This window comes from Nonomuraea sp. AD125B, from assembly GCF_041402765.1.
GTDB classification, from domain to species: Bacteria; Actinomycetota; Actinomycetes; order Streptosporangiales; family Streptosporangiaceae; genus Nonomuraea; species Nonomuraea bangladeshensis.
Window position 1 is genome coordinate 246,127 of record NZ_JBGLOU010000002.1, and the last position, 22,269, is coordinate 268,395.

Genomic DNA, 22,269 nt, shown 5'->3' on the forward strand with positions numbered 1-22,269 from the left:
GCACCCGCTCATAGTCGGCGGCCGTGGCCTCGAACAGCTGGGTGGCCCGCTTCAGGTCCCCCGATGCCTGATAGGCGCCGGCCAGGCTGGTGCGGGTGGCCAGGGTCGCGGGGTGATCAGGACCGAGCTCGTGGTCGCGCCCGGCGAGGGCGGCCTCGAACAGTCGGATGGCCTGGCTCAGGTCCCCCGCCTCCTGGTAGCCGAGGGCGAGGTTGTGGCGGGCGGACAGAGTGTCGGGATGGTTCCGGCCGAGCACCCGCTCCAGGTCGGGGAGGGTGGCCTCGAGCTGCGCGATGGCCCGCCGCCAGTCCCCTGCCGCATGGTAGGCGCCGGACAGGTTGCTACGACTGATCAGGGTGTGGTGGTGGTCGGCGCCCAGCACGCGTTCGCAGTCGGCCGTCGTCGCCTCGTACAGAGGAATGGCTCGGCCCAAGTCCTGCACCGCATAGTAGGCGTGCGCGAGGTTGGTACGGCAGACCAGGATATGGGGGTGGTCGCGGCCGAGCACCCGCTCACAGTCGGCGAGGGTGGCCTCGAGCAGCTGTACGGCGCGGGCAGGTTCGGCGAGATCGTGCAGAGCTTTGCCACACCCGATCCGGAGTTCCAGGAGCTTCTCGGGGAGCTCGTCGGCGGGGGCCCGCCGGTAGAGGGCGTCGCTCTGGTCGATGACCATCTCGACCGCGGCCCGGGCCGCCCAGGTCTCGGCGCCGTGAGGCAGCGCGTCGGCGTAGTCCTGGAGCAGCGCGACGGCCTGGTTCAGTACGGCGCCGAGGTCGCCGTGGTGGGCGGCGCGATCGCACAGTACGCGCTGGATGAGGCGGTGCATCAAGACCGTGGTCCCGTCCTCGCTGAAAGTGATCAGCGAGGTGTCGGCCAGGTCGGCGAGCATTTCCCGCAGGCGTACCGGCGCGCTCCCGGCCTCGGAGCCCGCATCGCTCAGGGCGGACAGCACCGTCAGCGGGACGCCGGAGGGCGACAGCACCGCGAGAATCGACAGCACCTCATGGGCGAAGGGCAGAGCGGACTCCGCCTGGGTGACCGACAGCAGAATGGCCTCGGCGGCGCCGGCCGGGTAGGCGTCGCCGTCCTGAGCGGTCAGATAGTCGCCGACGGGGAAGCCGCGCAGCAGCTCCAGGTAGCCGGCATGGTCCAGGCGCAGCCGGACGATCACCGTGGCGGCCTGCGCCAGCGCCAGCGGCAGATGTCCCAGCTCGTGGGCGAGCGCGGCGGCGCCGTCGGGGTCTTCCAGGCGGGTACGCCGCCGCAGGAAGGCCCCGGCTTGCTCGGAGGTGAACACCTCCACCTCGAGCGGCGCGTACGCGCGGGCGAAGGCGCGGTTGCGGGTGGTGATGACCACTCGCGTGGCGCCGGTGGCCGGGCACCAGGCGCGCAGGGCGTTCACGTCGGTGGCGTTGTCGAAGACCAGCAGCGCCGGCTCGGTGGTGGCGGCCAGCCAGGCCTTGGCACGGCGGGCGGCCGCGGCGGCGTCCTCGTCGGGGCGGCGTTCGCCCAGCCGCTCGGCCAGGGCGGCCAGGCCGGTCAGGATCTGGTCGGGGGTCTCGGCGGCGATCCAGGCCACCACCGGCCAGCGCGCGGCCTGGCAGGCCCAGGCGTAGGAGGCGGCCAGCATCGTCTTGCCCACCCCGGGCGTACCGGCCACCGCGCAGATCACCGCCGCCCCGCCGCCACCCGCATCCTGTACGGCCTGATCCGGGGCCGGGTCGCCGAGCAGTTCGCCGAGCTGCCGCAGCAGCGACTCCCGCGGCTCGAAGCCGGGCGGGCGTTGCGGGATGTCGCCCTCGACGATCTGGCCGGGGGCCGGCGTGGACGGATAGTGATGGTGGATCGTCAGATCCCTGGCGGACTGATACACCCGGCCCTGGCCGGAGGCCTGTGCCCACAGCTGGGCAGGCTCGCGCTCAGCCGGGTCGAGATGGCGGGGCCTCCCTCGGGGGCCGCGTGTCCGGTTCGATGCGGCGTTGGCGGCTCCCCCGTCGCCGCGGCCACTGCCCTGGCCCGCCGCCCGTTCCTGCGTTTCGGCGGATCTGCGCGCGCCGGCGAGCGCCACCGCGACGACGGGCCTGATCGCCGCCCTCGGCCTGAGCCTGGGCTGGTGACCGGATCGGGGTCAGTGGAACAGGATGTCGGCGGTGTGGCGGGTGCCGTCCTCGAAGGTGAGGATCAGTCTCCTCGCGGTGTCCTTCCACGCCTTGTCGCTCTTCCACACGTAGGTGTAGGTGCCGGCGTCCGGGTCGTAGTGCAGGCCGGACTGGCCGGCGGCCTGGGCGGGTTCGGGCGGGCCGGTCGGTTCGCCGGTCTCGGTGTCGTACGGCTGGCTGGACGGGGAGCCGGGAGCGAGAATGCCCAGGCCCTGGTAGGAGCCGACGCTGAAGGTCACGGGTACGGCGGCGCCCGCCTTGCGGTGGGTGACGGCGGGCGGGGCGGCCAGGGGCGGGTGGAAGCCGCCGAAACGGTAGCGGGAGGGCGCCCAGTCGCCGACGCTGCCGCTCACGGGCAAGGCGACCTGGTTGGAGCCGTCGGCGTCCAAGGTGACGAGGTAGCCGCCGTCGCGGACGATCTTGGTGCCGTCCGGGGACCACACCGCCGAGGTGGCGATGGCGATCAGCATCGTCTTGTTGCTGCCGTCGGCGTTCATCACCCAGACGACCGGGGGCGGGCCCATCTGTGACTGGATGTACAGGATCTTCGTGCCGTCCGGCGACCAGTCCGGGCGGGTGGAGGAGCCGGTGACGAACTGGGTGGTCAGTTTCTGGGGGTTGGTGCCGTCGGCGTTGCGGGTGTAGACGTCCGACTTGGACACGTACGCGATCTTGGTGCCGTCAGGGGACCAGGCCGGCTGCGTGGCGTCTCCCTCGACCAGGGTGACGGGGTCGGCGCCGTCGGCGTTGACCACCTTGAGGCCGTCGGCGGTGGCGTAGGCGATCTTGCTGCCGTCGGGGGACACGGCGAGTCCCCGGCGGATGAAACCGGAGCCGGTGGTGAGCTGGGTGATCCCGGTGCCGTCGGCGTTCACCGTGTACAGCTCGGCAGGGTCGTCACAGCGGGCGAAGACGAGCTTCTGACCGTCGGGGAAGGCGTCCACCGCGCACTCGTACTCGGGGCCCTGGACGAGAGGTGAGCTCCCCGTGCCGTCGGGGTTGACGCTGTGGATGTTCTCGCCCGAGAGATAGTAGATCTTGCCGTTGACGCCGGGGTAGGCGGCGTGCGCGGGTGCCGCGTTCAGGGCGGCGGCCGTCACACCGCCGCTCAGGGCCAGGACCAGGCAGGTGATGATCGCGCCTGATCGGGCCCAGGGCCGGTGAGAGCTCGCTGATGCTCGTACGGACAAGACAGAACCCCTTTCCCGGAGGACCGGCCTCCGGTGACGTGGTGCGGCGGGCAGGTGAGACATGCCGGACTCGGAGCTCGATCGACCGGCGACGGCAGCCTGCGCATCCCCCGGTGGCCGCCGCGCTCGCGCATCGGCAGAAGCCGCGCGTGACGCCTCCGACGCATGTTCCCCCACGGGAGAGTCATGGTCCAGAGGTTGCGGAGGAGCGGAACGCGCGCGCCGCCCGCACCGCCCCGGCCGGACAGTAGAGTGATCACGGCATCGGCTCGCCCGGCTTCCCGCTGCTGTGTCACTGGCGGGTGCTGCCGCACCCGCGGCTGTCATCCGCTGTCTGAAGTGCCACCCGAGCCCCGCACACGCGACCTGGAGTGAGCAACATGACGCCCTCTCCCGGGCCACGCTCGTCGGCCGAGATCCGCACCTATCTCAAAGGTCAGCTCAACCACGCGCTTCGCCGGCTCGGCATGTTCGGCGGTGAGACGTCCCTGCGCCTCCTGTTCGATCACCTGGCCTACGCCGAACACCAGGAGACGGAGTGGGCGCGAGCAATGCGGTCCCTGGAAAGGCGGGGCGCCTTCGTCTCCCTCGGCGTGACGGGAGCGCTCGCCACCGTCCTGCCTGATCTCCGCCACGACGGCGTGGCCTCGATCTACGCCGAGCTCGCCCACGATCGAGGGTGGCTGGAGGCCGACAGAACTCTGACGAGCGAGGATCATGCGTCCCTCCGGCGGAGAATCGCCGCTTGGGCCGCTCACGACCGGACCCTCAGCGAAGTCCGAGAGGAGTTCGGCCCGCCTTCCGTTCTTCTCAGCGGCACCAACCCCTTCTACGGCAAGACCTTCGCCTACCTGACCGAACAGGCGACGGAACCGATCGTCTTCTTTCACCTATGGAACGGGTGCTCCTACGAGACCGAAACGACCTGGCGTCCGATCCACGACGAACCCGTCCTCTTGGCCGTCCGTTGCGGAAGGGGAGCGTTCAAGGACACCTTCACCTTCACACCGGAAGGAAGCAGACGCCGTCCGGCCTGACGGTCCGTGCCCCTGTGGAGTACTCCTCGCTTAGAGGAGGAACGGGTCCGCCCGCAAAGCGTAGAGCTCTGGCGGGTAGAAGTCGGCCACGGAGATCACTTGGCTGGTGGGTGATGTGCCGCGCAAGGTGACCGGATTCAGCCGCTTCTGGCACAGCTCGTTCGGGGGTTGGTCCAGGACGAGGTTGGTGTAGCCCTCTTTCCTCAGCTCGAAACAGAGTGCCTTGATCAACCGATCGCGCTGCTCGGGACGGTGGCGGTGGGGTTTGCCCAGGCGGAAGTAGCGGAGTTCGCAGGCGTCGGGGGTCGGATGCCCGAGAACGGCGCCGACGACGCCGAACAGCTCGCTTCGATGGTCCTGATCGAGGACCAGCAGGAGGCGCTGCTTGCCGGTGCCGGCGTCCTGGAAGATCTGCCGGCGCAGTTCGGCCACGCTGCGCGCGCCGGTCAGCTCGGTCACCAGCGGTTCGTCGTAGGGCTCGTAGTCGCGGACGCGATCCGCGTAGCGCAGGCGGAGGTCCAGGTACTCCTCGTGACCGCAGGGCATCATGAACCCGTGCTTACGGGTGCAGCCGGGGTCCCAGTGGTAGGCGTAGTGGATGAGAGAGGCGGCCAGGTCGGGGTGGGCGCTGGCCCAGATGTCGTCGAAGACGAACCAGGGGCGGTGGCCGATGGAGTCCGCGTGCAGGGCCATCTGCGCCAGGTGCTCGCCGACGTGGATGAGGGTCAGCTCGGGCAGGCGGCCGTCGTCCGGGGTGACGGTACGCAGGTGTTCCAGCGCCGCCCGGTGCGCCTGGTCGTGCGGCTCGGGGAGTTCGCCGGCACCGCCTGCGAAACGGCTGAGACGTTCGAGGGCGGGTGCGATGCCGTCTTCGTCCGGGGCTGTCAATGCTCGGAGGTCGAGGAGAGGGCCGGGCCAGTTGTCGCGATTCTGGACGGGGCGGCGGAGTGCGGCGGCTAATTGAGGCAGTCGCACTCCGGGAAGAACGTACGTCCGATCCCAGCCGAGGGTGTCGTGCCTGGCGTTCAATGTGGTGAGCAGCACGTAGGTGGCGCCGACGTCGTGAGTGGTCGAGGGAGCGAGCTCGGCGCAAGGGAAGGGTGCGACGAACGGCGTCGGGCCGGGAGCGGCGGCGTCGGGCAGCGGCCACGAGGGGTGGAGGGGGTAGGTCCAGCGGTCCGGCTGCTCGGCGACGCGGGCGTCGTCGACGAAGTAGAACGCCTCCTCCAGGTGCACGCCCATGCTGCTGATGCGGATGCTGTGGTCATCGATGTGCAGCTCCTTGTCGGCCCACAGCTGCATCCGGATTCGGCGGCGTAACTCGACCATGTCCTCAGGAGGGGTGTCGCCGCATTCTCTCAGCCATTCCAGCTCGTAGGGTGCGCCGTTCAGGTCGGAGTGCGCCCGGTCGAGGCCGTCCGGCTCCCACAAGCCGCGAAACCATTCCAGGACGGTGCGGCCGGGCACGTGCCGGACGCTCTTGCACAGCGGCCCGGCTTCCCAGTTGCGATGGATGAAGTACATCAGGTGCGGGCTCCTGAGGTGATGACGGCGTGGCCAGTCATGTTACTGATCTTGCCGACCGCACCGCCCCGTCGCTGTGCCCAGGCCGACCAGTAGAGTGATCACGATGACGGACACGCGGTCGACCGCCCATCGTGACGTTTCCGCGGCCCTGGCCCGCTGTGACGACCGGCAGCTGGCCGAGTTGCTGGAGCGCGAGGGTGTTCCCCTCGGCACCGGGATCGGCGGGGCCTCGGCGCGGCTCGACGTCGGTGGCACCCCGGTTTTCGTCAAACGGGTGCCTCTCACCGAGCTCGAACTGCGCCACCCGCACTCGACGGCCAACCTGTTCGGGCTGCCGCCCTTCTGTCAGTACGGCATCGGCTCGCCCGGCTTCGGCGTCTGGCGCGAGCTGGCCGCGCACACGATGACCACCGAATGGGTGCTGACCGGCCGGTCCCCCGCCTTCCCGCTGCTCTACCACTGGCGGGTGCTGCCCGACGCCGAGCCTGCCCCGTTGTACGGAGAGCTCGCCGACATCGAACGGACGGTCACCTACTGGGAGGGCGCGCCCGGCGTGCGCCGCCGTCTCGAAGCGCTGGCGGAGGCGCCGGCGAGCCTGACGCTCTTCCTGGAGCACTTTCCCAACAACCTGCACCAGTGGCTGGACGAGCAGGTGCGGGCGGGGGATGCCGACCGCGCGTGCGCCCTGGTGGATCAAGGGCTGCGGGAGGCCGTGTCCTTCATGAACGCGGGCGGGCTGCTGCATTTCGACGCGCATTTCGAGAACGTCCTCACCGACGGGCGCCGCTTCTACCTGACCGACTTCGGATGCGCCGTGTCGACCCGGTTCGACCTGTCGGAGGAGGAACAGGTCTTCTACCGCAGGCACCTCACCTACGACCGCACCTACACCCTGACGTATCTGGTGAACTGGCTGGCCGGCGCCTTCCACGGCGCCGACTGGGCGGGGCGGCGCGAACTCGTACGGACATGGGCTTCAGGAGAGCGGCCGGTCGGCGTGCCCGGCGGGGTCGCGGCACTGTTGTCGCGGGACAGCCCCCTGGCCACCGTGCTGAACGGTTTCTACCACGGGCTGCAGAGTGAGAGCAGGAAGACGCCGTACCCGCTGGAGGAGATCCGCCGGGTCGCCGGACGGCACTCCCTGCCGCTCGAGTAGGTTCTGCGGCCCGTCGATCATCAGTCGTCGCTCATAAGGTGCTTGGGCGGGGGCGTGATCTTGACGGGTTCTCCCCATCCTCGATAGATCATGTTCATCGTCATGGTGTAGGTGTCGCCGCCCTCCCCCCGGGTGAGCCTCATGATGGCGTGGAAGCGTCGCGGCAGCTGGTCCGGGCCCACCCAGAGTTTCCAGGTGATCGGCCCGCCGTAGGCGAGCTCCTCCTCCCGCGTCTCGAAGTACATCCCGGCCTGCCGCTCGCCCAGCTTGGGAACCGTCACCGTGCCGCTGTGGAGGGTCGTCTTCACTCCCTCGAAGGTTCCGCCGTCGGCGCTGGTCGCGCCGTGGGAGGCGCCCAGTTCGAGGAAGCCCGGGTTGATCCCGTTGATGAGATCCTCGCCCCATATGACCCCGTCGAGGTTCTGCGCGTAGGTCCATTTCCCCACCGTCGACGGCGACTTCCAGGTGTACTTGCCGTCCTTGGAGCGTCTGTATTCCTGTGAGTAGAACTTGCGGCCGATGCTGATCTCCCGGGCCCGGCCCGTTTCCCTGCCCACCTGGGAGATCGTCGTGGTGTCGGTGGCGTACACGCCTGAAGCCCTGAAGCGGTACGCGCCGGACGCCTTGATGTCCCAGGTGGCCGGGGGGCCGCCGCGTCGCACGACGGAGAAGCGCACACCGCTTCTCTTCGCGAATTCCTTCTTGATTGCTTTGACGACGGAGTCGAGAGTCTCCGATTCGGGAGCCGCGTGAACAGCGCCGCCGGGAATCGTGACGCTCAGCAGGCCGGCCATCACCAGCACGACGCTCAGGCGTTTCATGCGCCGATCATCGCAGAGGATGATCTCCTGTGAGGCTTCTCAGAGCACAGCCGGGGTCGTCGGCGTAGAAGCGGATCGTGGTGACGTGTTCGCGACGGCCGAGGGGCCTGGTGACGGTGAGCGGCGCGGTCAGGTTGACGATCAGGTTGGTCTGCGCGTCCACTCCCACCGTGAGGTGGCCGTCCGCGACGGCGATCACGCCGCGCGCGTTGTAGTTGCGGCTGATCTTCACCGAGGCGATGAGCTCGCGTGGGACGCGTACGTCGAAGTACGCGCCGTAGCGGATGCGCAGCTCCTCGGCGGTCACGACGTGCGGGCGGGTGGCGGACGCCGCCCCGAGGGCCAGGACGAACAGGAGCTGGTAGACATCGGCCATCATGACGACGGCGCGCAGGCCGGCCGAGGCGTCCGAGGCCGCCAGCATCCACTCCAGGGCGACGGCCTGTACGGCCACGGCGAACAGCAGCATCAGCAGCAGTGGCCGCTGGTTCTTCGCGTAGGCCAGGGCGGTGCCGCCCGGCGTCACCCCGTCCTGACGCCGCCTGACCCACAGCGCGAAGCTGGCCAGGTTCCGGCGCTCGGCTCTCATGAGCATGCGTACCGGCAGCGGCACCAGGGCGTCGGCGATCGTTCTCAGCGCGTCCCATGGCGAGGCGCCGGCCTTGCGAGCGGCGCTGGACAGCCGGTACGCGTGCACGTAGCCCATGGCGGACAGCGGCGCGATCACCGCCGCGGCCAGCAGTCCCGCCGGCGCGGGCGTCCACCATCCAGCGACCATCGACAAGGCGACGAGCAGGTCCAGGGCCGCCACTGCCAGCAGACCGTTACGAGGGAGGCTGAGCCGCATGCTCACGCCCTTTCATCGTCGGGGCATGGCCATGAAGATCATATAGGTGGGTGATCGCGCCCCTGCGGGCGCCCTCGGCTCCACGGCCGGGCGGAGCGTGTCACTGGTCGCGTCTGGCGACGGTGAGCAGGTGGCCGCTGACCCCGAGCAGCGACGGCACCGATTCCATCGAGCGCTGCGCGTCGAGCAGGAGGGCTCGGCGCTCCGGGTCGTCCAGCCAGTCGCCGACGTCGCCGTACAGCCAGAAGGCGCCCTCCAGGCCGTACCGTTCGACAGCGGGAAAGCCCGCGTCGGCGAATTCTCCCGGCACTTCGTCGGGGTCGTGGAAGTAGGCCGGGAAGCCTCGCCCGGGAGAGATCATGATCCCGTCCGTCGCCGCCGCGTGCGCGGCCTGCCGTTCGCGTTCCTGGAGGTAGTGCCCCGTGCAGATGGTGTCGTGGACGGCCGCGTGACGGTTGATCGTCGCAGCCGCGATCACGCCGCCGGGTCTCAGGGCGCGGCGGGCCTCCGTCAGGGCCAGCACTCGATCGGCTCGGTCCGGCAGGTGGTAGAGGGGGCCCAGGAGGAGGACCGCGTCCTGGCTCGCGTCCGCGACGGGCAGCCGGCGTGCGTCGCCGAGCCGCGCGGTCACCCCGGTCAGTCGGGCGGCACGTTCGACATGGCGGGGAACGGGGTCGAGGAGTTCCACCTCGTAGCCGTCGGCGCTCAGCCACTCGGCGTGCACGCCGGTGCCGCCGCCCACGTCCAGCACCCGGGCCGGCGCCGGCGGGAGCGTCCTGCGCAGCACATCCTGCGTGCGCCAGAACTCCAGCCGGCCACGCCCTTCGCGCAGTCGGGCGTCTTCTCTGTCCTGGTCGTAGTAGGCGAGGAGTTCTGGCGTCACCGGCATACCTGATCATGACTTCCGGCTAGCGTCGTCGGCAAACGAGTTAGGCGGTCGGGCGCCGCCGGTTCACGTCGCCTGCCAGGCCGTGGTGCGGGCGAGCGGCGGGTGTGTGGAAGAAGCCGGAGAAGGGCGCCCAGCCGGACGCCCGGGTCAGCCGAGTTTGAGCAGCAGTTCGGTGAGCTCGGACGGCATGGTGATCATGCAGTCGTGGCCCGTCGGCAGCTCCCACACCTGGGCCGGGCTGCCGTTGGGCTGTGTCGCCGGGACGGGCCGGCGTGTGATGCCCTCCGGTACGCCGGCGACGCAGTGGATGTGCGTGCGCGGGATCGTACGCGTGGCGGGGTTGTCCAGCCGGACCGGCTGCTGGAGGCAGAGCACCGGCTGGTCCGACAGCATCGTCCGGAGCCAGGCCGCGTCCGCCGGGTCGGTGACCCCGAACAGGCCCAGGGGCGGCGGCAGCTCGGGCAGCGGCGGGATGCGCCAGGCGGTTCCGGACTGCGCGGCGCGGTCGATGAGGGCCTGGGTCATGGGTTGCACGTCCACCGCGCTCTCGCCGTCCTCCGGGACCATCGCGTCGAGGTAGACCAGGTGGGCGATGCGCTCCGGGATGCGGTTGGCGGCGGAGGAGATGACCAGGCCGGCGTAGCTGTGGCCGACCAGGATCACGTCGGTGAGGTCGTTGTCGGTGATCAGCTCGACGATGTCGTCGGCGTGGGTGTCCAGTCCCACCTCCGGGCCGAGCAGGTGGGCCTTGTCGCCGTAGCCGGTCAGTGACGGCGCGGCCACCTGGTGTCCGGCCGAGGTCAGGAGCGGGACCACCCGTTCCCAGCATCGTCCGTTGTGCCAGGCCCCGTGTACCAGGACATATGTCGACATGATGTGGCTCCTTTACCGCCGATGTTCGGTCCCGAGTGAGGTTTCCGCGCGTCCGCCGGCGCAGCCAGAGCCCTCGCGATCCTGGGGGTGAGGGGACCAGGCACGCACGAAGGTGCGCCGTTACCGTGGGGTGCATGAGCGGCGGATCCAACCTTCTGGGCGATTACGTACGCGCCCGCCGGGAGCTCGTCACCCCCGAGCAGGCCGGCATCCCCTCCGTCGGCGTACGGCGGGTGCCGGGCCTGCGCAGGGAGGAGGTCGCGATGCTCGCCGGCATCAGCGCCGACTACTACCTGCGCCTGGAGCAGGGCCGCGACCGCAACCCGTCCGAGCAGGTGCTGGAGTCCCTCGCCCGCGTGCTGCGGCTCGACGACGACGCGACGGCCTACCTGCTGCGCCTAGGGGCGGGGACTCCCCGGCGGCGACGGCGGCGGCCCCGCCAGGAGAGCGTCCCCGCGGGCGTAGCCAAGCTCGTCGCCACGCTCGCGCTGCCCGCGTACGTGGAGGGCCGCGCCTTCGACGTCCTCGCCGCCAACGCGCAGGCGACCGCGCTGTCGCCGCGTCTCGTGGCGGGGCGCAACCGCCTGCGTGACGTGTTCCTGGACCCCGGCGAGCAGGCTCTCTACCCGGACTGGGAGGACGCCGCGCAGGGCATGGTCGCCGGCTTCCGCAAGTCCGTCGGCACCGACATCGACGATCCCCGGTTCGTCGAGCTCGTGGGCGAGCTCTCCCTGGCCAGCCCGCTGTTCAGCAGGCTCTGGGCCCGCCACGACGTGAACACCTGCGAAGGCACGCCCAAGCGCCTCCACCATCCCCAGGTCGGCGAGCTGTGGCTGAACCGGGAGAGGCTGGGCGTCAGCGGCGCGCCGGGTCAGACGCTCGTCGTCCTGCATCCGGACCCCGGCACCGGCAGCGCCGAGAAGCTGGCGATCCTCGCCTCCGTCACGACCGCCTAGTTCCCCCTAAAATAACCCTGGAATGAGGGTTATTTGGAGGAGGGACGGCGGATGAGCCCCCGACTGCTCTGGTACATCCCCAACCAGGCCCGGCCCGGCCACCGGGGCGACGACGTCGTCGCCGGCCACAACAGCCTCGACACGCTCGCCGCCCAGGCCACGGCCCTGGAGGAGCACGGCTGGGACGGCGCGCTCCTCGGCACCGGCTGGGGCCGGCCCGACACCTTCACCGTGGCGGCCGCCCTGGCGGCGCGGACGACGACGTTCCGGCCGCTGGTCGCGGTCCGGCCCGGCTACTGGCGTCCGGCCCACTTCGCCTCCGCCGCCGCCACCCTGGACCACCTCACCGGCGGCCGGGTGCTGGTCAACGTGGTCTCCGGCGAGGACCACCCGGCGGCCTACGGCGACGACGCGGCCGATCAGGACGTCCGCTACGCCCGTACCCGGGAGTTCATGCGGATCGTGCGCCGGCTCTGGACCGAGGAGGACGTCACCCACCACGGCGAGCACTTCCGCGTCACCGGCTCCACCGTGCAGCCGCGGCCCGCCGTCCGGGGGGCGCGCCGGCATCCGCCGCTCTACTTCGGCGGCGCCTCGCCCGCCGCCGAGCGGGTCGCCGCCACCGAGGCCGACGTGCAGCTCTTCTGGGGCGAGCCGCTCGCTGACGTCGCCGAGCGCATCGACCGCCTCAAAGGGCTCGCCTACCGGCTCGGCCGCGAGCTTGCGCCGCTGGAGTTCGGCCTGCGCGTCACCACCGTCGTCCGCGACACCGCCGGCGAGGCGTGGGCGGACGCCGAGGACAGGGTCGCCGCGATGGCGAAGGGCCGCATCGCCCGCGACGTGAACTGGAACGCCGCCGCCGGCCAGCGACGCCTGCTGGGCCTGGCCGAACGCGGCGAGGTGCTCGACCGCAACCTCTACACCGCCCCCGGCCGGTACGGCGGCGCCGGCGCGGCCACCACCTGGCTGGTCGGCTCCGCCGCGGACGTGGCCGCGTCCCTGCGCGACTACCAGGCCCTCGGCATCACCCATTTCATCCTGTCCGACACCCCTTACCTGCCGGAGCTGGTACGCCAGGGCGACCGGCTCCTGCCGCTGCTGCGGCGCGACGGCGTGACCTAGGAGGAGGGACGCAGCCGGCGTTCGGCCGGCGGGATCAGCAGCACCTCCAGCGCGCGGGCGCAGGTCCGCGCGTGCGCGGCGAACCAGCCGATCCGCGCGTCGCTGATGACCAGCGGCGTGGAGCGTACGGCCAGCGCGTAGCGGGCGTGGCTCCGCCGGTCGAGCACCGGCACCGCGACGGTGCGGATGCCGTCGCCGGACTCCCCGTCGTTGAGCGCGTACCCGGCCTCGCGCACGCGGTCCAGCTCGGCGCGCAGCTCGGCGTGGTCCACGATGGTGCGGCCGGTCAGCGCCCGCAGCGGGCCGAGCGCCTCCAGGTCGGCGCTGCCCTCCGGGTCCCAGGCCAGCAGCACCTTGCCCAGCGCCGTGGAGTGCAGGGGGCGGCGCAGGCCGACGCCGCTGTCGGGGTTGAGCGAGCCGCCGCTCAGGATGACCGCGTGCCGGTCGTTGCGTACGGCCAGGTCCACGGTCGCGGAGGTGATCCGGGCCAGCTCGGCCAGCTCGGGGGCGATGCGGTGCAGGCCGCGCCGGTGGAAGGAGAGCTGCCCCAGCTCGGTGATCGACGGCCCGAGCCGGTAGCGGCCGGTGCGGTCCTCCTGCTCCAGGAAGCCGGCGGCGGTCAGCGTTCTGGCCAGGCGGTGCGTGGTCGAGGTGGACAGGTCCATCCGGCGCGACAGGTCGGACAGGCTGAGCGAGGCGTCGCCGCCGCCGAAGCAGCCGAGCAGGCCGATCGCCCTGCGTACGGACTGGACGCCGCCGTCTGCTGCCATGCGGGAAACTCCGTTTTCCGAGTAGGGAGAGCCGGGACCAGGTGGGAGCCGGTCCGGCCGGGAAGGCTTCCCGCATCGCGGGACATTCTTTGCATTCCCTACCAATTTACTAGCAAACTCTCCTCCATGACCACAGCCGCACTCGACGCCATCTGGTTCACCCGCTGTCCCGTGCCCACCGCGACGGGCATCGCGGCCGACCAGGGCTGGCTGGCCGAGGAGTTCGCCGCCGACGGGATCGAGGTCCGCTCGCTGCAGGACGACGACCCCGGCGTGCCCCGCGAGACCCACTACACCCACGCCCTGACCGGCCTGTTCCGCGAGGGCGGCAACGTGCCGGCGCTGTGGGCCCGCTCCCGCGGCGAGGCGACGAGGCTCATCGGGCTCACCTGGATCGAGGAGCGGCAGGCCGTGCTGGTCCGCGGCGGCACCGACCTGGAGCACCCCGGGCAGCTCAAGGGCCTGCGGCTGGCGGCGCCCCGGCACCGCATCGCCATCGACTTCTGGCGGGCCATGGCCCTGCGCGGCTTCCACGGCGCGCTGTCCCTCGCCGGGCTCGGGCTCGGGGACGCCGAGCTGGTGGACGTCGAGGCCGAGCCCGGCGGCGGCCAGTGGGAGGCGGAGCTGGCCGCGCTCGCCGCCGGCCGGGTGGACGCGGTCTACGTCAAGGGCGCGCTCGCCGTCGAGGCCGCCCTGCGCCACGGCGCGGAGGTGGGCATCGACCTGGACGCCGTGCCGGACCGGCGCGCCCGCGTCAACAACGGCACCCCCCGTCCCATCACCGTGCACCAGCGCCTGCTGGACGAGCACCCGGAGGTGGTGACCCGCTTCCTGGCCGTCCTGCTGCGCGCCGCCGACTGGGCCGCCGGCCACCCCGCCGAGGTGGCCAGGATCCTGGGAGCCGAGACCGGCGCGGGCGCGGCCGGCGTGGCCGCCGCCTACGTCCCCGGCGCCTCCCTCCATCTCGACCTGTCCGCGGAACGCCTCGACCTGCTGGCCGAGCAGGAGCGCTTCCTGCGCGCCCACGGCTTCCTCGCATCGCCCGTGGACGTCACGGCCTGGGCCGACCACACCCCGCTCCAAGGAGTCACCCATGCGTAAACTGCTGCTCGCCCTTCCCCTCGCCCTCCTGGCCGCGGCCTGCGGCGGCACCGGCGGCACCACCGCCGCCGGCCGGGAGCCGGTCGTCGTGCGCATCTCCGACCCCGGCAACAGCGGCTTCCTTGCCGTCGCCAAGAAGGACGGCAGCCTGGACGCCGCCCTCGCCAAGGTCAACGCCAAGGTCAAGTGGGCCGGCGACTTCTCCGTGTTCGCCCCGGCCGCGCAGGCCATCAACGCGGGCTCGCTCGACATCGCCACCGGCTCGATCACCTCCGGCGTCACCGCGCTGGCCGTCAAGCCCAGCTTCAAGATCTTCGCCACCGTGCCGCCCGACCTGGCGGGCGAGGGCATCGTGGTGAAGAACGGCTCGCCGATCAAGTCCGTGGCCGACCTCGCCGGGCGCAGCGTGGCCGTCGGGCACGGCGGCACCAGTGAATACCTGCTGCTCAAGGCGTTGCAGACGTTCGACGTGCCGGTCGAGAAGGTCAAGCGGGTCTATCTGCTGCCGCCGCAGACCGCGCCGGTCTTCGGCTCGGGCGAGGTGGACGCCTGGTCCACGTTCTCCACCTTCCTCATCCCCGCCGTCACCCAGCTGGACGCCCGGATCCTGGCCGACGGCGAGGCGATCAAGTCCGACAACTACGTGATCTACGTGGCCGCCACCAAGCTGCTGCAGGAGCATCCCGAGGTGGTCAAGGCCCTGTTCGAGTTCATCAAGGAGGGCAGCGCCAAGGAGATCGCCGATCCGGCGGCGTACCTGAACGTCTTCACCCAGACGGGCCCGCAGGCCGTGCAGGGCAAGCAGAAGGACCTGGTGGTGGACATCCAGCGGAAGGGCAAGCCCGCCCAGGCGGTCACCGCCGCCGAGATCGCGAAATATCAGGACGTGGCACAGTTCTTCCTCGACCAGAAGGTGCTCACCGCGCCGCTGGACGTCTCCCAGCACGTCGTGGACGTGACCACGCTCGGGAACGCGGCGTCATGAGCGTGGCCACCACCCGCACGGAGGCCGGCGTCGAAGGGCTCGTCGCTCCCGAGCCGCCGCGCTCGGCCGGCCGCCACCCGGCCGTCACGTTCGCGCTGCGCGCCATCGGCCCCGTCCTGCTGCTCACCACCTGGTACGCCGCCACCGCCTCCGGCGTCCTCACCGAGGACGTGCTGGCCGGCCCGCAGGACGTCGTCGCGACCTTCGCCGAGCTGTGGGCCGACGGCCAGCTCCCCGAGGCGCTGCGCGTGTCGATCACCCGGGCGGGCCTCGGCCTGGTGCTCGGCGCCTCCACGGGGCTGCTGCTCGGCGTCGTCTCCGGCTTCACCCGGCTCGGCGAGGAGCTCGTGGACTCCTCGATGCAGGCGCTGCGCGCCATCCCGTTCCTGGCGCTGACCTCGCTGTTCATCGTGTGGTTCGGGATCGAGGAGGCGTCCAAGATCCTGCTGATCGGCGTCGCCTGCACCTTCCCCATGTACATCAACGTCGCGAGCGGGGTGCGCAACGTGGACCGCAAGGTCGTCGAGGCCGCCCGCTCGTTCGGCCTCGGCCGCCTGGCCGTCGCCCGCGAGGTCGTGCTGCCGGGCGCGCTGCCCTCCATCTTCGCCGGGCTGCGGCTGTCCACCACGCTCAGTGTGATCGCGCTCATCGCCGCCGAGGAGATCAACGTGACCGCCGGGCTCGGCTACCTCATGGCGCGGGCCACCGACTACCTGCGTACCGACATCCTCGCCCTGTGCGTGCTGCTGTACGCGGTGATCGGGCTGGTCGCCGACCTGACCCTGCGGCTGGCCGAGCGGGTCACGATGCCCTGGCGCAGGGCGGTGAGCATCCGATGAGCCTCGCCGTACGGACGCGCGGGCTGCGCAAGGTCTTCGGCGAGCGGGCCGTGCTCGACGGGGTCGACCTGGACGTGCGACGCGGGGAGTTCCTGGCGCTGCTCGGCGCGAGCGGCACCGGCAAGACCACGCTCCTGCGCATCCTCGCCGGGCTGGACGCGGCGAGCGGCGGCAGCGTGCTGGTGCCGCCGGTGCGTACGGTCGTCTTCCAGGAGCCGCGGCTCGTCCCGTCCAAGCGCGCCCTCGCCAACGTGATCATCGGTCAGGGCCGCGCCGCCCGCGCCAAGGGCCTGGCCGCCCTGGCCGAGGTGGGGCTGAGCAGCCACGCCGGCGCCTGGCCCGCGACGCTCTCCGGCGGCGAGGCCCAGCGGGTCGCGCTGGCCAGGGCACTGGTACGCGAGCCCGAGCTGCTGCTGCTCGACGAGCCGTTCGCCGCGCTGGACGCCCTGACCCGGCTGCAGATGCAGGACCTGATCGCCGAGCTGTGCGCCCGGCACCGCCCGGCCGTGGTGCTCGTCACGCACGACGTGGAGGAGGCGATCCTGCTCGCCGACCGGATCGCGGTGCTGCGCGAGGGCGCGTTCGTCACGGACGTGCGGGTCGGGCTCGACCGGCCGCGCGACCGCACCGACCCCGGCTTCGTCGACCTGCGCCGCCGGCTCCTCGCCGACCTGGGCGTGGACGCCGGAGTGCGGTCATGACGGATTGGATCGGCGCGAACGCCGCCGCGCTGACCGGGCTCGCCGACCGGATCTGGGCCTGGGCGGAGCCGTCGCTGCGCGAGTGGCGCTCCGCGGCGGCCACCGCCGAGCTGCTGCGCGCGCACGGCTTCACGATCGCGTGGGGCACGGCCGGCCTGCCCGCCGCGTTCGTCGCCACGCACGGCGACCGCGGGCCCGTGCTGGGCTTCAACGTCGAGTACGACGCCCTGCCCGGCCTGTCCCAGCGGGCCGGCGTGCCCCGGCACGAGCCGGTCGCGTACGAGGGCGACGCGTACGCCCCCGCCTACGGCCCCGGCCACGGCTGCGGCCACAACGCCCTGGCGGCGGCGTCGGCAGGCGCGGCCATCGCCGCCGCCAGGACGCTCGGGAACCGGGCCACGATCAAGGTGTTCGCGTCCACCGGCGAGGAACAGCTGGTCGGGAAGGCGTACGCGGTGCGCGACGGCGCCTACGACGGGCTGGACGCCTTCCTCGACTGGCATCCCTCCCCCGTCACCGGCACCGGCTGGGGCGGCACCAGCGCCCTGTACTCGGCCACGTTCTCCTTCCTCGGCTCCCCCGGCCACGGCTCGAACCCGCTCGGCACCCGCAGCGGCCTGGACGGCGCGCTGCTGCTGGCCGACATGATCGAGCGCCTGCGCGCCGGCAACGTCGCCCCGTCCGGCCGCGTCAGCTACACGATCAGTGGCGGCGGCGCCCCCAACGTCACCCCCGACCTGCGGACGGTGTGGGTCTACGTCCGCGAGTCCTCGCACGCCGCCGCCGCGACGCTCTACGACAAGGTCGTGACCTGCGCCCACGCCGCCGCCGCCGCGAGCGGCACCCGGCTGGAGCACCGTCTGGTCACCGCCATCAGGCAGGGACTCGGCAACCAGGCGGGCGCGCGGCTGCTGCACCACACGATGAGCGAGCTGGGCCCGCCCGCGTTCACCGACGCCGACCACGCGTTCGCGCAGCGGCTGCAGGCCGCGATCGGCCGGCCCGCCGCCGGCCTCGCGACCGAAGTGCTGCCGCTGCGCCCGCCCGCCGAGCCGGACCTCGGCGGGCCGTCCAGCGACACCTCCGAGGTGAGCTGGGCGGCGCCGCACCTCAGCCTGGTCGCGGCCGTGGTGCCGCTCGGGGTGCCGCTGCACTCGTGGGCGGCCACGGCCGCGACGGGCACCTCGATCGCGCACGCCGGGCTGCTGGCCGCCGCCCGCTACCTGGCCTCGGCGGCCGTCACGCTGGTCGAGCAGCCCGGGACGCTGGCGGCCGTCCGGGAGGAGTTCGAGGCCGCCGAACGGCCGCCCGCGCCGCTGCCGGCCGACGCCGAGCCGCCGTACCACCTGCCGCCACCCGAGTTCCTCGACGCGACGGGCCAGTCGCCGCGGCCTTCCCGGACGCCGCCCGTCTCCGCCGAACCCCTAGGAAAGATCTGACATGTCCGTCCTGCTCATCTCCGGCAGCCCATCGGCCGCCTCCCGCACCGTACGTCTGCTCGACCACCTCGCCGATCGGCTGGACCGGCCCGCCACGGTCCTGCGCCTGCGCGACCTGCCCGCCGAGGCCCTGCTGCGCGGCGACACCGCCCACCCCGACCTGGCCCGCGCGGCCGGGCAGGTGGCCGCGGCCGGCACGATCGTCGTCGCCACCCCGATCTACAAGGCGTCCTACACCGGGCTGCTGAAGGCGTTCCTGGACGTGCTGCCGCAGGGCGCGTTCGCCGGCAAGACGGTGGTGCCGGTCGCCACCGGCGGCACCGCCGCCCACCTGCTGGCCGTGGACTACGCCCTGCGGCCGGTGCTGAGCGTGCTCGGCGCGCGGCACGTCACGCGGGGCCTGTTCGTGCTGGACACCCAGATCGAACCGCTGGCGCAGGAGCTGCTGCCGCGGATCGACGCCCTGCTGGGAGAGGTTCCGCTGGGGGCGGCGGCATGAGCGCGCGCTTCCACGTGGTCCTGCCCACCAGGAGCCCCGCCGCCGCCGAGCTGCCCGCCTTCGTCACCGACGTACGGCCGGCGCTCGCCGACCCCGCCGGGCGGGCCGCCGTGGCCGCGGACCTGTCCGGGTGGGCGGGCGCGCTCGTGCCCTTCGACCCCGGCGGGCAGGAGTCGCTCACCGTCGCCGCCGGCGCCCTGCGCCGCACCCGCCACCTGCGGGTCGTCGCCGAGTTCCACCCTGCCGTGGCCACCCCGGTCTACGCGGCCAAGCTGGCGGCGTCCCTGCAGCGGTTCTCCGCCGGACGGCTCGGCTGGCGGCTCGCCGTGGACGTGGACCCGGCCGTGGCCAGGGCGCAGGGCGACTTCCTGACCGGCGCGGCCCGGGTGAGGCGCGCCGACGAGTTCCTGACCGTGGCCAAGGGCGTCTGGGGCGGCGGCCCGTTCGACTTCGGCGGCGACTTCTACGAGGTGGTCAAGGGCGGGTTCGCCGGGCCGCTGTCGTCGTCGTCCTTCCCCGAGGTGCACCTGTCGGGCACCTCGCCCGAGGCGCTGGAGCTGTCGCGCCGCCACGCCGACGTGCACGTCTTCGCGGCCGGCGACGACCTTGCGGCCCTCGTCCCCGAACTGCCCGGCCTGCGCTACGGCGTGCACCTGCCCTCGCTCGACGCCGCCGAGGAGTACGCCGCCCTCGGGGTCACCGAGTTCTTCCTCCAGACCGAGGACGTCTACCGCCTCGGCGAGCACGTGAAGGAGCGGGCTCTTGACCGTTGACATCTACTGGCGCATCCACATGGAGGGCGACCAGTCCTCGCTGCGCCGCCGGGTCCGCAGCCGCGGCGGTTTCACCCCCGGCGGCACCGCACCGGGCACCAGGGACGGCAAGGACGACGGCTACAGCCACGCCGACTACATGGCCGAGGTCGCGAGGGCCGCCGAGGACAGCGGCTTCGTCGGCGGGCTGCTGCCGAACTTCCCGCACACCGACGACCCGTGGGCCGCCGCCGCGACGCTGGCCCGCGAGACCACGTCGTACCGCTTCATGGTGGCCTTCCAGCCCGGCTTCCTGCACCCCGTCCAGGCCGCGCGGATGACGGCCACCCTGCAACGGGCGACCGGCGGGCGGATCGTCTACAACGTCATCTCCGGCGGCGGCGGCCCCGCGCAGCTGTGGTGGGGCGACAAGGTCGACCACGACGACCGCTACGCGCGGACCTCGGAGTTCCTGGACGTGCTCAAGGGCGTCTGGCAGGGCGGGCACACCCACCACGGACGCTTCTACCAGGTCGAGGACGCCGGGCTGCCGGAGGAGCTGCGCGGGCAGCCGTTCCCGGAGATCTTCTTCTCCGGCTCCTCGCCGGCCGCCATCGACGCGGCCGGCCGGCACGCCGACTACTACCTGTCGTGGCTGGAGCCGTTCGAGGCGCTGGCGGAGAAGTTCGACGCCGTACGCGCGCACAGCCGGACCCCGCCCCGCTTCGCCGTCCGGGTGGACCTGCTCGCCCGCGAGAGCGAGCAGGAGGCGTGGGCCGAGATCGAGGAGGGCTGGCGGGCCAGGCCACGCGAGAGCGGCGGCGCCGAGGGCGACTCCGTCGGCGTGCGGCGCAGCCGCGCCTTCCTCGCCGACGCCGGTGACGATCCCCGCGCGCTGGAGGTCGCGCCCAACGTGTGGGGCGGGTTCAGCCAGTTGCGCGACGGGCCGGCCTTCGGCCTGGTCGGCGACTACCACCAGGTCGCCGAACGCCTCGACCAGCTCCTGGACCTCGGCGTGGACGCGTTCATCCTGGCCGGGATCCCCCATCTCGAAGAGGCCCGCCGCGTGGGCCGCCATGTTCTCCCGCTACTGAAAGGACGTACGTCATGACCACCAAGGTCGGCTTCTTCCCGCAGAACAACACGCTCTGGGTGGCCCGCCACCGCGACCTGCTGCCCGGCGTCGAGTGGGTGGACCTGAACGCCCTCGGCCGGGGCGAGCGCGTCGATCCCACCCGCGCCCTGCCCTCCGCGCACGGTGACCACCTGTTCGACGGCGGCTACGACTTCATCGGCACCGGCTCCACTCCCCCGGTGACCGCGCAGGCCAAGGGCCACGACATCGTGTACGTGGCGATCTCGGAGCCGCGCGTCGAGAACGGCCGCCTGGTGGTGCGGGACGACTCGCCGATCGGCTCCGTGGCGGAGCTCAAGGGCAGGCGGGTGGCGCTCGGGCACGGCTCATGGCAGACGACGCTGCTGCTGCTGGCGCTGGAGCGCGAAGGGCTCGGGTGGGGCGACATCGTCCCCGTGGACGCCTACGGCAACGCCGCCGAGCTGCTGGTGAACGGCGACGTGGACGCCTGGGTGGGCTCCTATCCGTACCTGACGCCGGTCGAGTCGCGCACCCGTACGCTCGTGGAGACCGACGGCCTGTTCAGCCACCGCTCGCTCTGGTTCACCCGCCGCGACTTCGCGCGGGAGCGGCCCGAGGAGCTGGCCGCGATCGTCACCGCGCTGCAGCGGGCGGACCGCTGGACGGAGGAGCACCCGCGCGAGGCCGCCGCCCTGTTCGACGGCGACCTCGACGCCTGGGAGCACGCGCTACGCACCCGCCCCTGGGGCCTGCACCCGGTCAGCGAGGAGTTCGTCGCCGAGCAGCAGCACGCCGCCGACCTCTTCCACGCCAACGGGCTCATCGAGCGGAAGATCACGGTCGCGGACGCGGTGCTTCCCGAGATCGGGGAGCTGGTAGCGCGCACCCGGTGATGCGGAACGGCTGAGGCCGTCCCGGTTCATGGACCGGGACGGCCTTTTCGTCAGTCAGACTGGGCAGCTACCCGCACGAACGCGCACTGGGCGATGGCCCTGGCGGTAGGGGTGGTCCCGTCGCCGCTTGGGGCCTGACGGAATCTGACCTCCCACGAGGCGCCATTCCCAATTGCGCGGTTGTCCAACACCACGACGTCGTCCGCGTCGTCCGAGGTCCAGCCTCCGCCGAGAACCCTCCTGCCGTCATCGCATGTCGCTATGCTCGTTACGGTTCCGTCGCCCGTCAGAGTGACCCGGCGCCCTCGGACGATTTCGTACCCGGCGACCGGCGCGGCGATCGGCCGGCTGATCGGCGCGTCGTACCTGAAGCCGTCGTCGCCGGGCTCCGGGCCCTCGCCGGCGATCGCCGGTGTCTGGAACGAGGCGGCCATGAGGGCTCCGGTGATCGCCGCGGTGGCCCAGGCGAATATGTGCTTTGGTGAGATCATCGTGCTTTCTTTTCTGTGAATGCCGCGATTTCGGCATACAGCAGATACCCATGTGACAGATGTGGACCATCTGCCGCAATCGATGACCTGGCAAAGGGTCGGCATTCCCGCATTTCGCCTAAACCA

22 protein-coding genes are annotated in these 22,269 nt (G+C 72.0%); 13 read left to right on the top strand and 9 right to left on the bottom strand.

Going from position 1 to position 22,269, the window contains the following annotated elements; all coding sequences use genetic code 11:
* Positions 1–1,873 (bottom strand): tetratricopeptide repeat protein (locus ACBR40_RS06020; RefSeq protein WP_371247782.1); only part of this gene is annotated, 1,873 nt, incomplete at its 3' end.
* A 255-nt stretch (positions 1,874–2,128) separates the two neighbouring features.
* On the bottom strand, positions 2,129–3,349 hold the full coding sequence (locus ACBR40_RS06025) for a PxKF domain-containing protein (protein WP_371247783.1): 1,221 nt from the start codon (positions 3,347–3,349) through the stop codon (positions 2,129–2,131).
* 380 nt (positions 3,350–3,729) lie between these two features.
* Here ACBR40_RS06025 and ACBR40_RS06030 point away from each other — a divergent pair, with 380 nt between their 5' ends.
* Entirely contained in the window at positions 3,730–4,386 is a 657-nt protein-coding gene (locus tag ACBR40_RS06030; protein WP_371248340.1) for a hypothetical protein, read from the top strand.
* 30 nt (positions 4,387–4,416) lie between these two features.
* On the opposite strand, the gene ACBR40_RS06035 is transcribed toward ACBR40_RS06030, so the two are convergent.
* Positions 4,417–5,910: a hypothetical protein gene (locus tag ACBR40_RS06035; protein WP_371247784.1), complete on the bottom strand. Its 1,494-nt coding sequence runs from the start codon at positions 5,908–5,910 to the stop codon at positions 4,417–4,419.
* A gap of 106 nt (positions 5,911–6,016) precedes the next feature.
* On the opposite strand from ACBR40_RS06035, the gene ACBR40_RS06040 reads away from it, so the two are divergent.
* Positions 6,017–7,069, top strand: a complete 1,053-nt coding sequence (locus ACBR40_RS06040; RefSeq protein WP_371247785.1) for a protein kinase family protein — start codon at positions 6,017–6,019, stop codon at positions 7,067–7,069.
* Between the two features lie 20 nt (positions 7,070–7,089).
* On the opposite strand, the gene ACBR40_RS06045 is transcribed toward ACBR40_RS06040, so the two are convergent.
* From ACBR40_RS06045 to ACBR40_RS06060, 4 genes are all read right to left on the bottom strand, one after another.
* Positions 7,090–7,872, bottom strand: coding sequence for a hypothetical protein (locus ACBR40_RS06045; RefSeq protein WP_371247786.1), 783 nt, complete (start codon positions 7,870–7,872; stop codon positions 7,090–7,092).
* A gap of 25 nt (positions 7,873–7,897) precedes the next feature.
* On the bottom strand, positions 7,898–8,743 hold the full coding sequence (locus ACBR40_RS06050) for a hypothetical protein (RefSeq protein ID WP_371247787.1): 846 nt from the start codon (positions 8,741–8,743) through the stop codon (positions 7,898–7,900).
* A gap of 94 nt (positions 8,744–8,837) precedes the next feature.
* Positions 8,838–9,620, bottom strand: coding sequence for a class I SAM-dependent methyltransferase (locus tag ACBR40_RS06055; RefSeq protein ID WP_371247788.1), 783 nt, complete (start codon positions 9,618–9,620; stop codon positions 8,838–8,840).
* Positions 9,621–9,773: 153 nt separating this feature from the next.
* A complete protein-coding gene (locus ACBR40_RS06060) occupies positions 9,774–10,499 on the bottom strand; it encodes an alpha/beta fold hydrolase (RefSeq protein WP_371247789.1) in 726 nt (241 codons plus the stop codon).
* A 134-nt stretch (positions 10,500–10,633) separates the two neighbouring features.
* On the opposite strand from ACBR40_RS06060, the gene ACBR40_RS06065 reads away from it, so the two are divergent.
* Both ACBR40_RS06065 and ACBR40_RS06070 read left to right on the top strand, forming a co-directional pair.
* A complete protein-coding gene (locus ACBR40_RS06065) occupies positions 10,634–11,455 on the top strand; it encodes a helix-turn-helix domain-containing protein (RefSeq protein ID WP_371247790.1) in 822 nt (273 codons plus the stop codon).
* A 51-nt stretch (positions 11,456–11,506) separates the two neighbouring features.
* Positions 11,507–12,577, top strand: coding sequence for an LLM class flavin-dependent oxidoreductase (locus ACBR40_RS06070; protein ID WP_371247791.1), 1,071 nt, complete (start codon positions 11,507–11,509; stop codon positions 12,575–12,577).
* Here ACBR40_RS06070 and ACBR40_RS06075 read toward each other — a convergent pair.
* Positions 12,574–13,347 (bottom strand): IclR family transcriptional regulator, encoded by a 774-nt coding sequence (locus tag ACBR40_RS06075; protein ID WP_344207843.1) that lies wholly within the window; start codon positions 13,345–13,347, stop codon positions 12,574–12,576. The genes ACBR40_RS06070 and ACBR40_RS06075 overlap by 4 nt on opposite strands.
* Positions 13,348–13,473: 126 nt before the next feature.
* On the opposite strand from ACBR40_RS06075, the gene ACBR40_RS06080 reads away from it, so the two are divergent.
* From ACBR40_RS06080 to ACBR40_RS06120, 9 genes are read left to right on the top strand one after another with little or no spacing between them, the layout of a single operon-like run.
* Entirely contained in the window at positions 13,474–14,448 is a 975-nt protein-coding gene (locus ACBR40_RS06080; protein ID WP_371247792.1) for an ABC transporter substrate-binding protein, read from the top strand.
* Complete coding sequence (locus ACBR40_RS06085; RefSeq protein ID WP_371247793.1) at positions 14,441–15,433, top strand: ABC transporter substrate-binding protein; 993 nt, start codon at positions 14,441–14,443, stop codon at positions 15,431–15,433. The genes ACBR40_RS06080 and ACBR40_RS06085 overlap by 8 nt, the downstream gene beginning before the upstream one ends.
* On the top strand, positions 15,430–16,272 hold the full coding sequence (locus ACBR40_RS06090) for an ABC transporter permease (RefSeq protein WP_371247794.1): 843 nt from the start codon (positions 15,430–15,432) through the stop codon (positions 16,270–16,272). Before ACBR40_RS06085 ends, ACBR40_RS06090 begins: the two co-directional genes overlap by 4 nt.
* The gene (locus ACBR40_RS06095; protein ID WP_371247795.1) at positions 16,269–16,973 is read left to right on the top strand and encodes an ABC transporter ATP-binding protein; all 705 of its coding nucleotides are present in this window, start codon (positions 16,269–16,271) and stop codon (positions 16,971–16,973) included. The genes ACBR40_RS06090 and ACBR40_RS06095 overlap by 4 nt, the downstream gene beginning before the upstream one ends.
* Positions 16,970–18,412 (top strand): amidohydrolase, encoded by a 1,443-nt coding sequence (locus ACBR40_RS06100; protein WP_371247796.1) that lies wholly within the window; start codon positions 16,970–16,972, stop codon positions 18,410–18,412. The genes ACBR40_RS06095 and ACBR40_RS06100 overlap by 4 nt, the downstream gene beginning before the upstream one ends.
* 1 nt (position 18,413) lies before the next feature.
* Positions 18,414–18,911, top strand: a complete 498-nt coding sequence (ssuE, locus tag ACBR40_RS06105; RefSeq protein WP_344207837.1) for an NADPH-dependent FMN reductase — start codon at positions 18,414–18,416, stop codon at positions 18,909–18,911.
* A complete protein-coding gene (locus ACBR40_RS06110) occupies positions 18,908–19,684 on the top strand; it encodes an LLM class flavin-dependent oxidoreductase (RefSeq protein ID WP_371247797.1) in 777 nt (258 codons plus the stop codon). The genes ssuE and ACBR40_RS06110 overlap by 4 nt, the downstream gene beginning before the upstream one ends.
* Positions 19,674–20,774, top strand: coding sequence for an LLM class flavin-dependent oxidoreductase (locus tag ACBR40_RS06115; RefSeq protein ID WP_371247798.1), 1,101 nt, complete (start codon positions 19,674–19,676; stop codon positions 20,772–20,774). Before ACBR40_RS06110 ends, ACBR40_RS06115 begins: the two co-directional genes overlap by 11 nt.
* Positions 20,771–21,652 carry an ABC transporter substrate-binding protein gene (locus ACBR40_RS06120; RefSeq protein ID WP_371247799.1) on the top strand — a complete coding sequence of 294 codons (882 nt, stop codon included), beginning with the start codon at positions 20,771–20,773 and terminating at the stop codon, positions 21,650–21,652. Before ACBR40_RS06115 ends, ACBR40_RS06120 begins: the two co-directional genes overlap by 4 nt.
* A gap of 50 nt (positions 21,653–21,702) precedes the next feature.
* Here ACBR40_RS06120 and ACBR40_RS06125 read toward each other — a convergent pair whose 3' ends face one another.
* Positions 21,703–22,143 carry a hypothetical protein gene (locus tag ACBR40_RS06125; protein WP_371247800.1) on the bottom strand — a complete coding sequence of 147 codons (441 nt, stop codon included), beginning with the start codon at positions 22,141–22,143 and terminating at the stop codon, positions 21,703–21,705.
* Positions 22,144–22,269 lie beyond the last annotated feature (126 nt).

What these genes read in the sequence shown, in the direction of transcription:
- ssuE (WP_344207837.1), top strand. Translation starts at nt 18,414, where the DNA reads ATGTCCGTCCTGCTCATCTCCGGCAGCCCATCGGCCGCCTCCCGCACC.
- ACBR40_RS06095 (WP_371247795.1), top strand. Translation starts at nt 16,269, where the DNA reads ATGAGCCTCGCCGTACGGACGCGCGGGCTGCGCAAGGTCTTCGGCGAG.
- ACBR40_RS06035 (WP_371247784.1), bottom strand. Translation starts at nt 5,910, where the DNA reads ATGTACTTCATCCATCGCAACTGGGAAGCCGGGCCGCTGTGCAAGAGC.
- ACBR40_RS06080 (WP_371247792.1), top strand. Translation starts at nt 13,474, where the DNA reads ATGACCACAGCCGCACTCGACGCCATCTGGTTCACCCGCTGTCCCGTG.
- ACBR40_RS06085 (WP_371247793.1), top strand. Translation starts at nt 14,441, where the DNA reads ATGCGTAAACTGCTGCTCGCCCTTCCCCTCGCCCTCCTGGCCGCGGCC.
- ACBR40_RS06065 (WP_371247790.1), top strand. Translation starts at nt 10,634, where the DNA reads ATGAGCGGCGGATCCAACCTTCTGGGCGATTACGTACGCGCCCGCCGG.
- ACBR40_RS06110 (WP_371247797.1), top strand. Translation starts at nt 18,908, where the DNA reads ATGAGCGCGCGCTTCCACGTGGTCCTGCCCACCAGGAGCCCCGCCGCC.
- ACBR40_RS06120 (WP_371247799.1), top strand. Translation starts at nt 20,771, where the DNA reads ATGACCACCAAGGTCGGCTTCTTCCCGCAGAACAACACGCTCTGGGTG.
- ACBR40_RS06100 (WP_371247796.1), top strand. Translation starts at nt 16,970, where the DNA reads ATGACGGATTGGATCGGCGCGAACGCCGCCGCGCTGACCGGGCTCGCC.
- ACBR40_RS06060 (WP_371247789.1), bottom strand. Translation starts at nt 10,499, where the DNA reads ATGTCGACATATGTCCTGGTACACGGGGCCTGGCACAACGGACGATGC.
- ACBR40_RS06070 (WP_371247791.1), top strand. Translation starts at nt 11,507, where the DNA reads ATGAGCCCCCGACTGCTCTGGTACATCCCCAACCAGGCCCGGCCCGGC.
- ACBR40_RS06040 (WP_371247785.1), top strand. Translation starts at nt 6,017, where the DNA reads ATGACGGACACGCGGTCGACCGCCCATCGTGACGTTTCCGCGGCCCTG.
- ACBR40_RS06125 (WP_371247800.1), bottom strand. Translation starts at nt 22,143, where the DNA reads ATGATCTCACCAAAGCACATATTCGCCTGGGCCACCGCGGCGATCACC.
- ACBR40_RS06075 (WP_344207843.1), bottom strand. Translation starts at nt 13,347, where the DNA reads ATGGCAGCAGACGGCGGCGTCCAGTCCGTACGCAGGGCGATCGGCCTG.
- ACBR40_RS06030 (WP_371248340.1), top strand. Translation starts at nt 3,730, where the DNA reads ATGACGCCCTCTCCCGGGCCACGCTCGTCGGCCGAGATCCGCACCTAT.
- ACBR40_RS06090 (WP_371247794.1), top strand. Translation starts at nt 15,430, where the DNA reads ATGAGCGTGGCCACCACCCGCACGGAGGCCGGCGTCGAAGGGCTCGTC.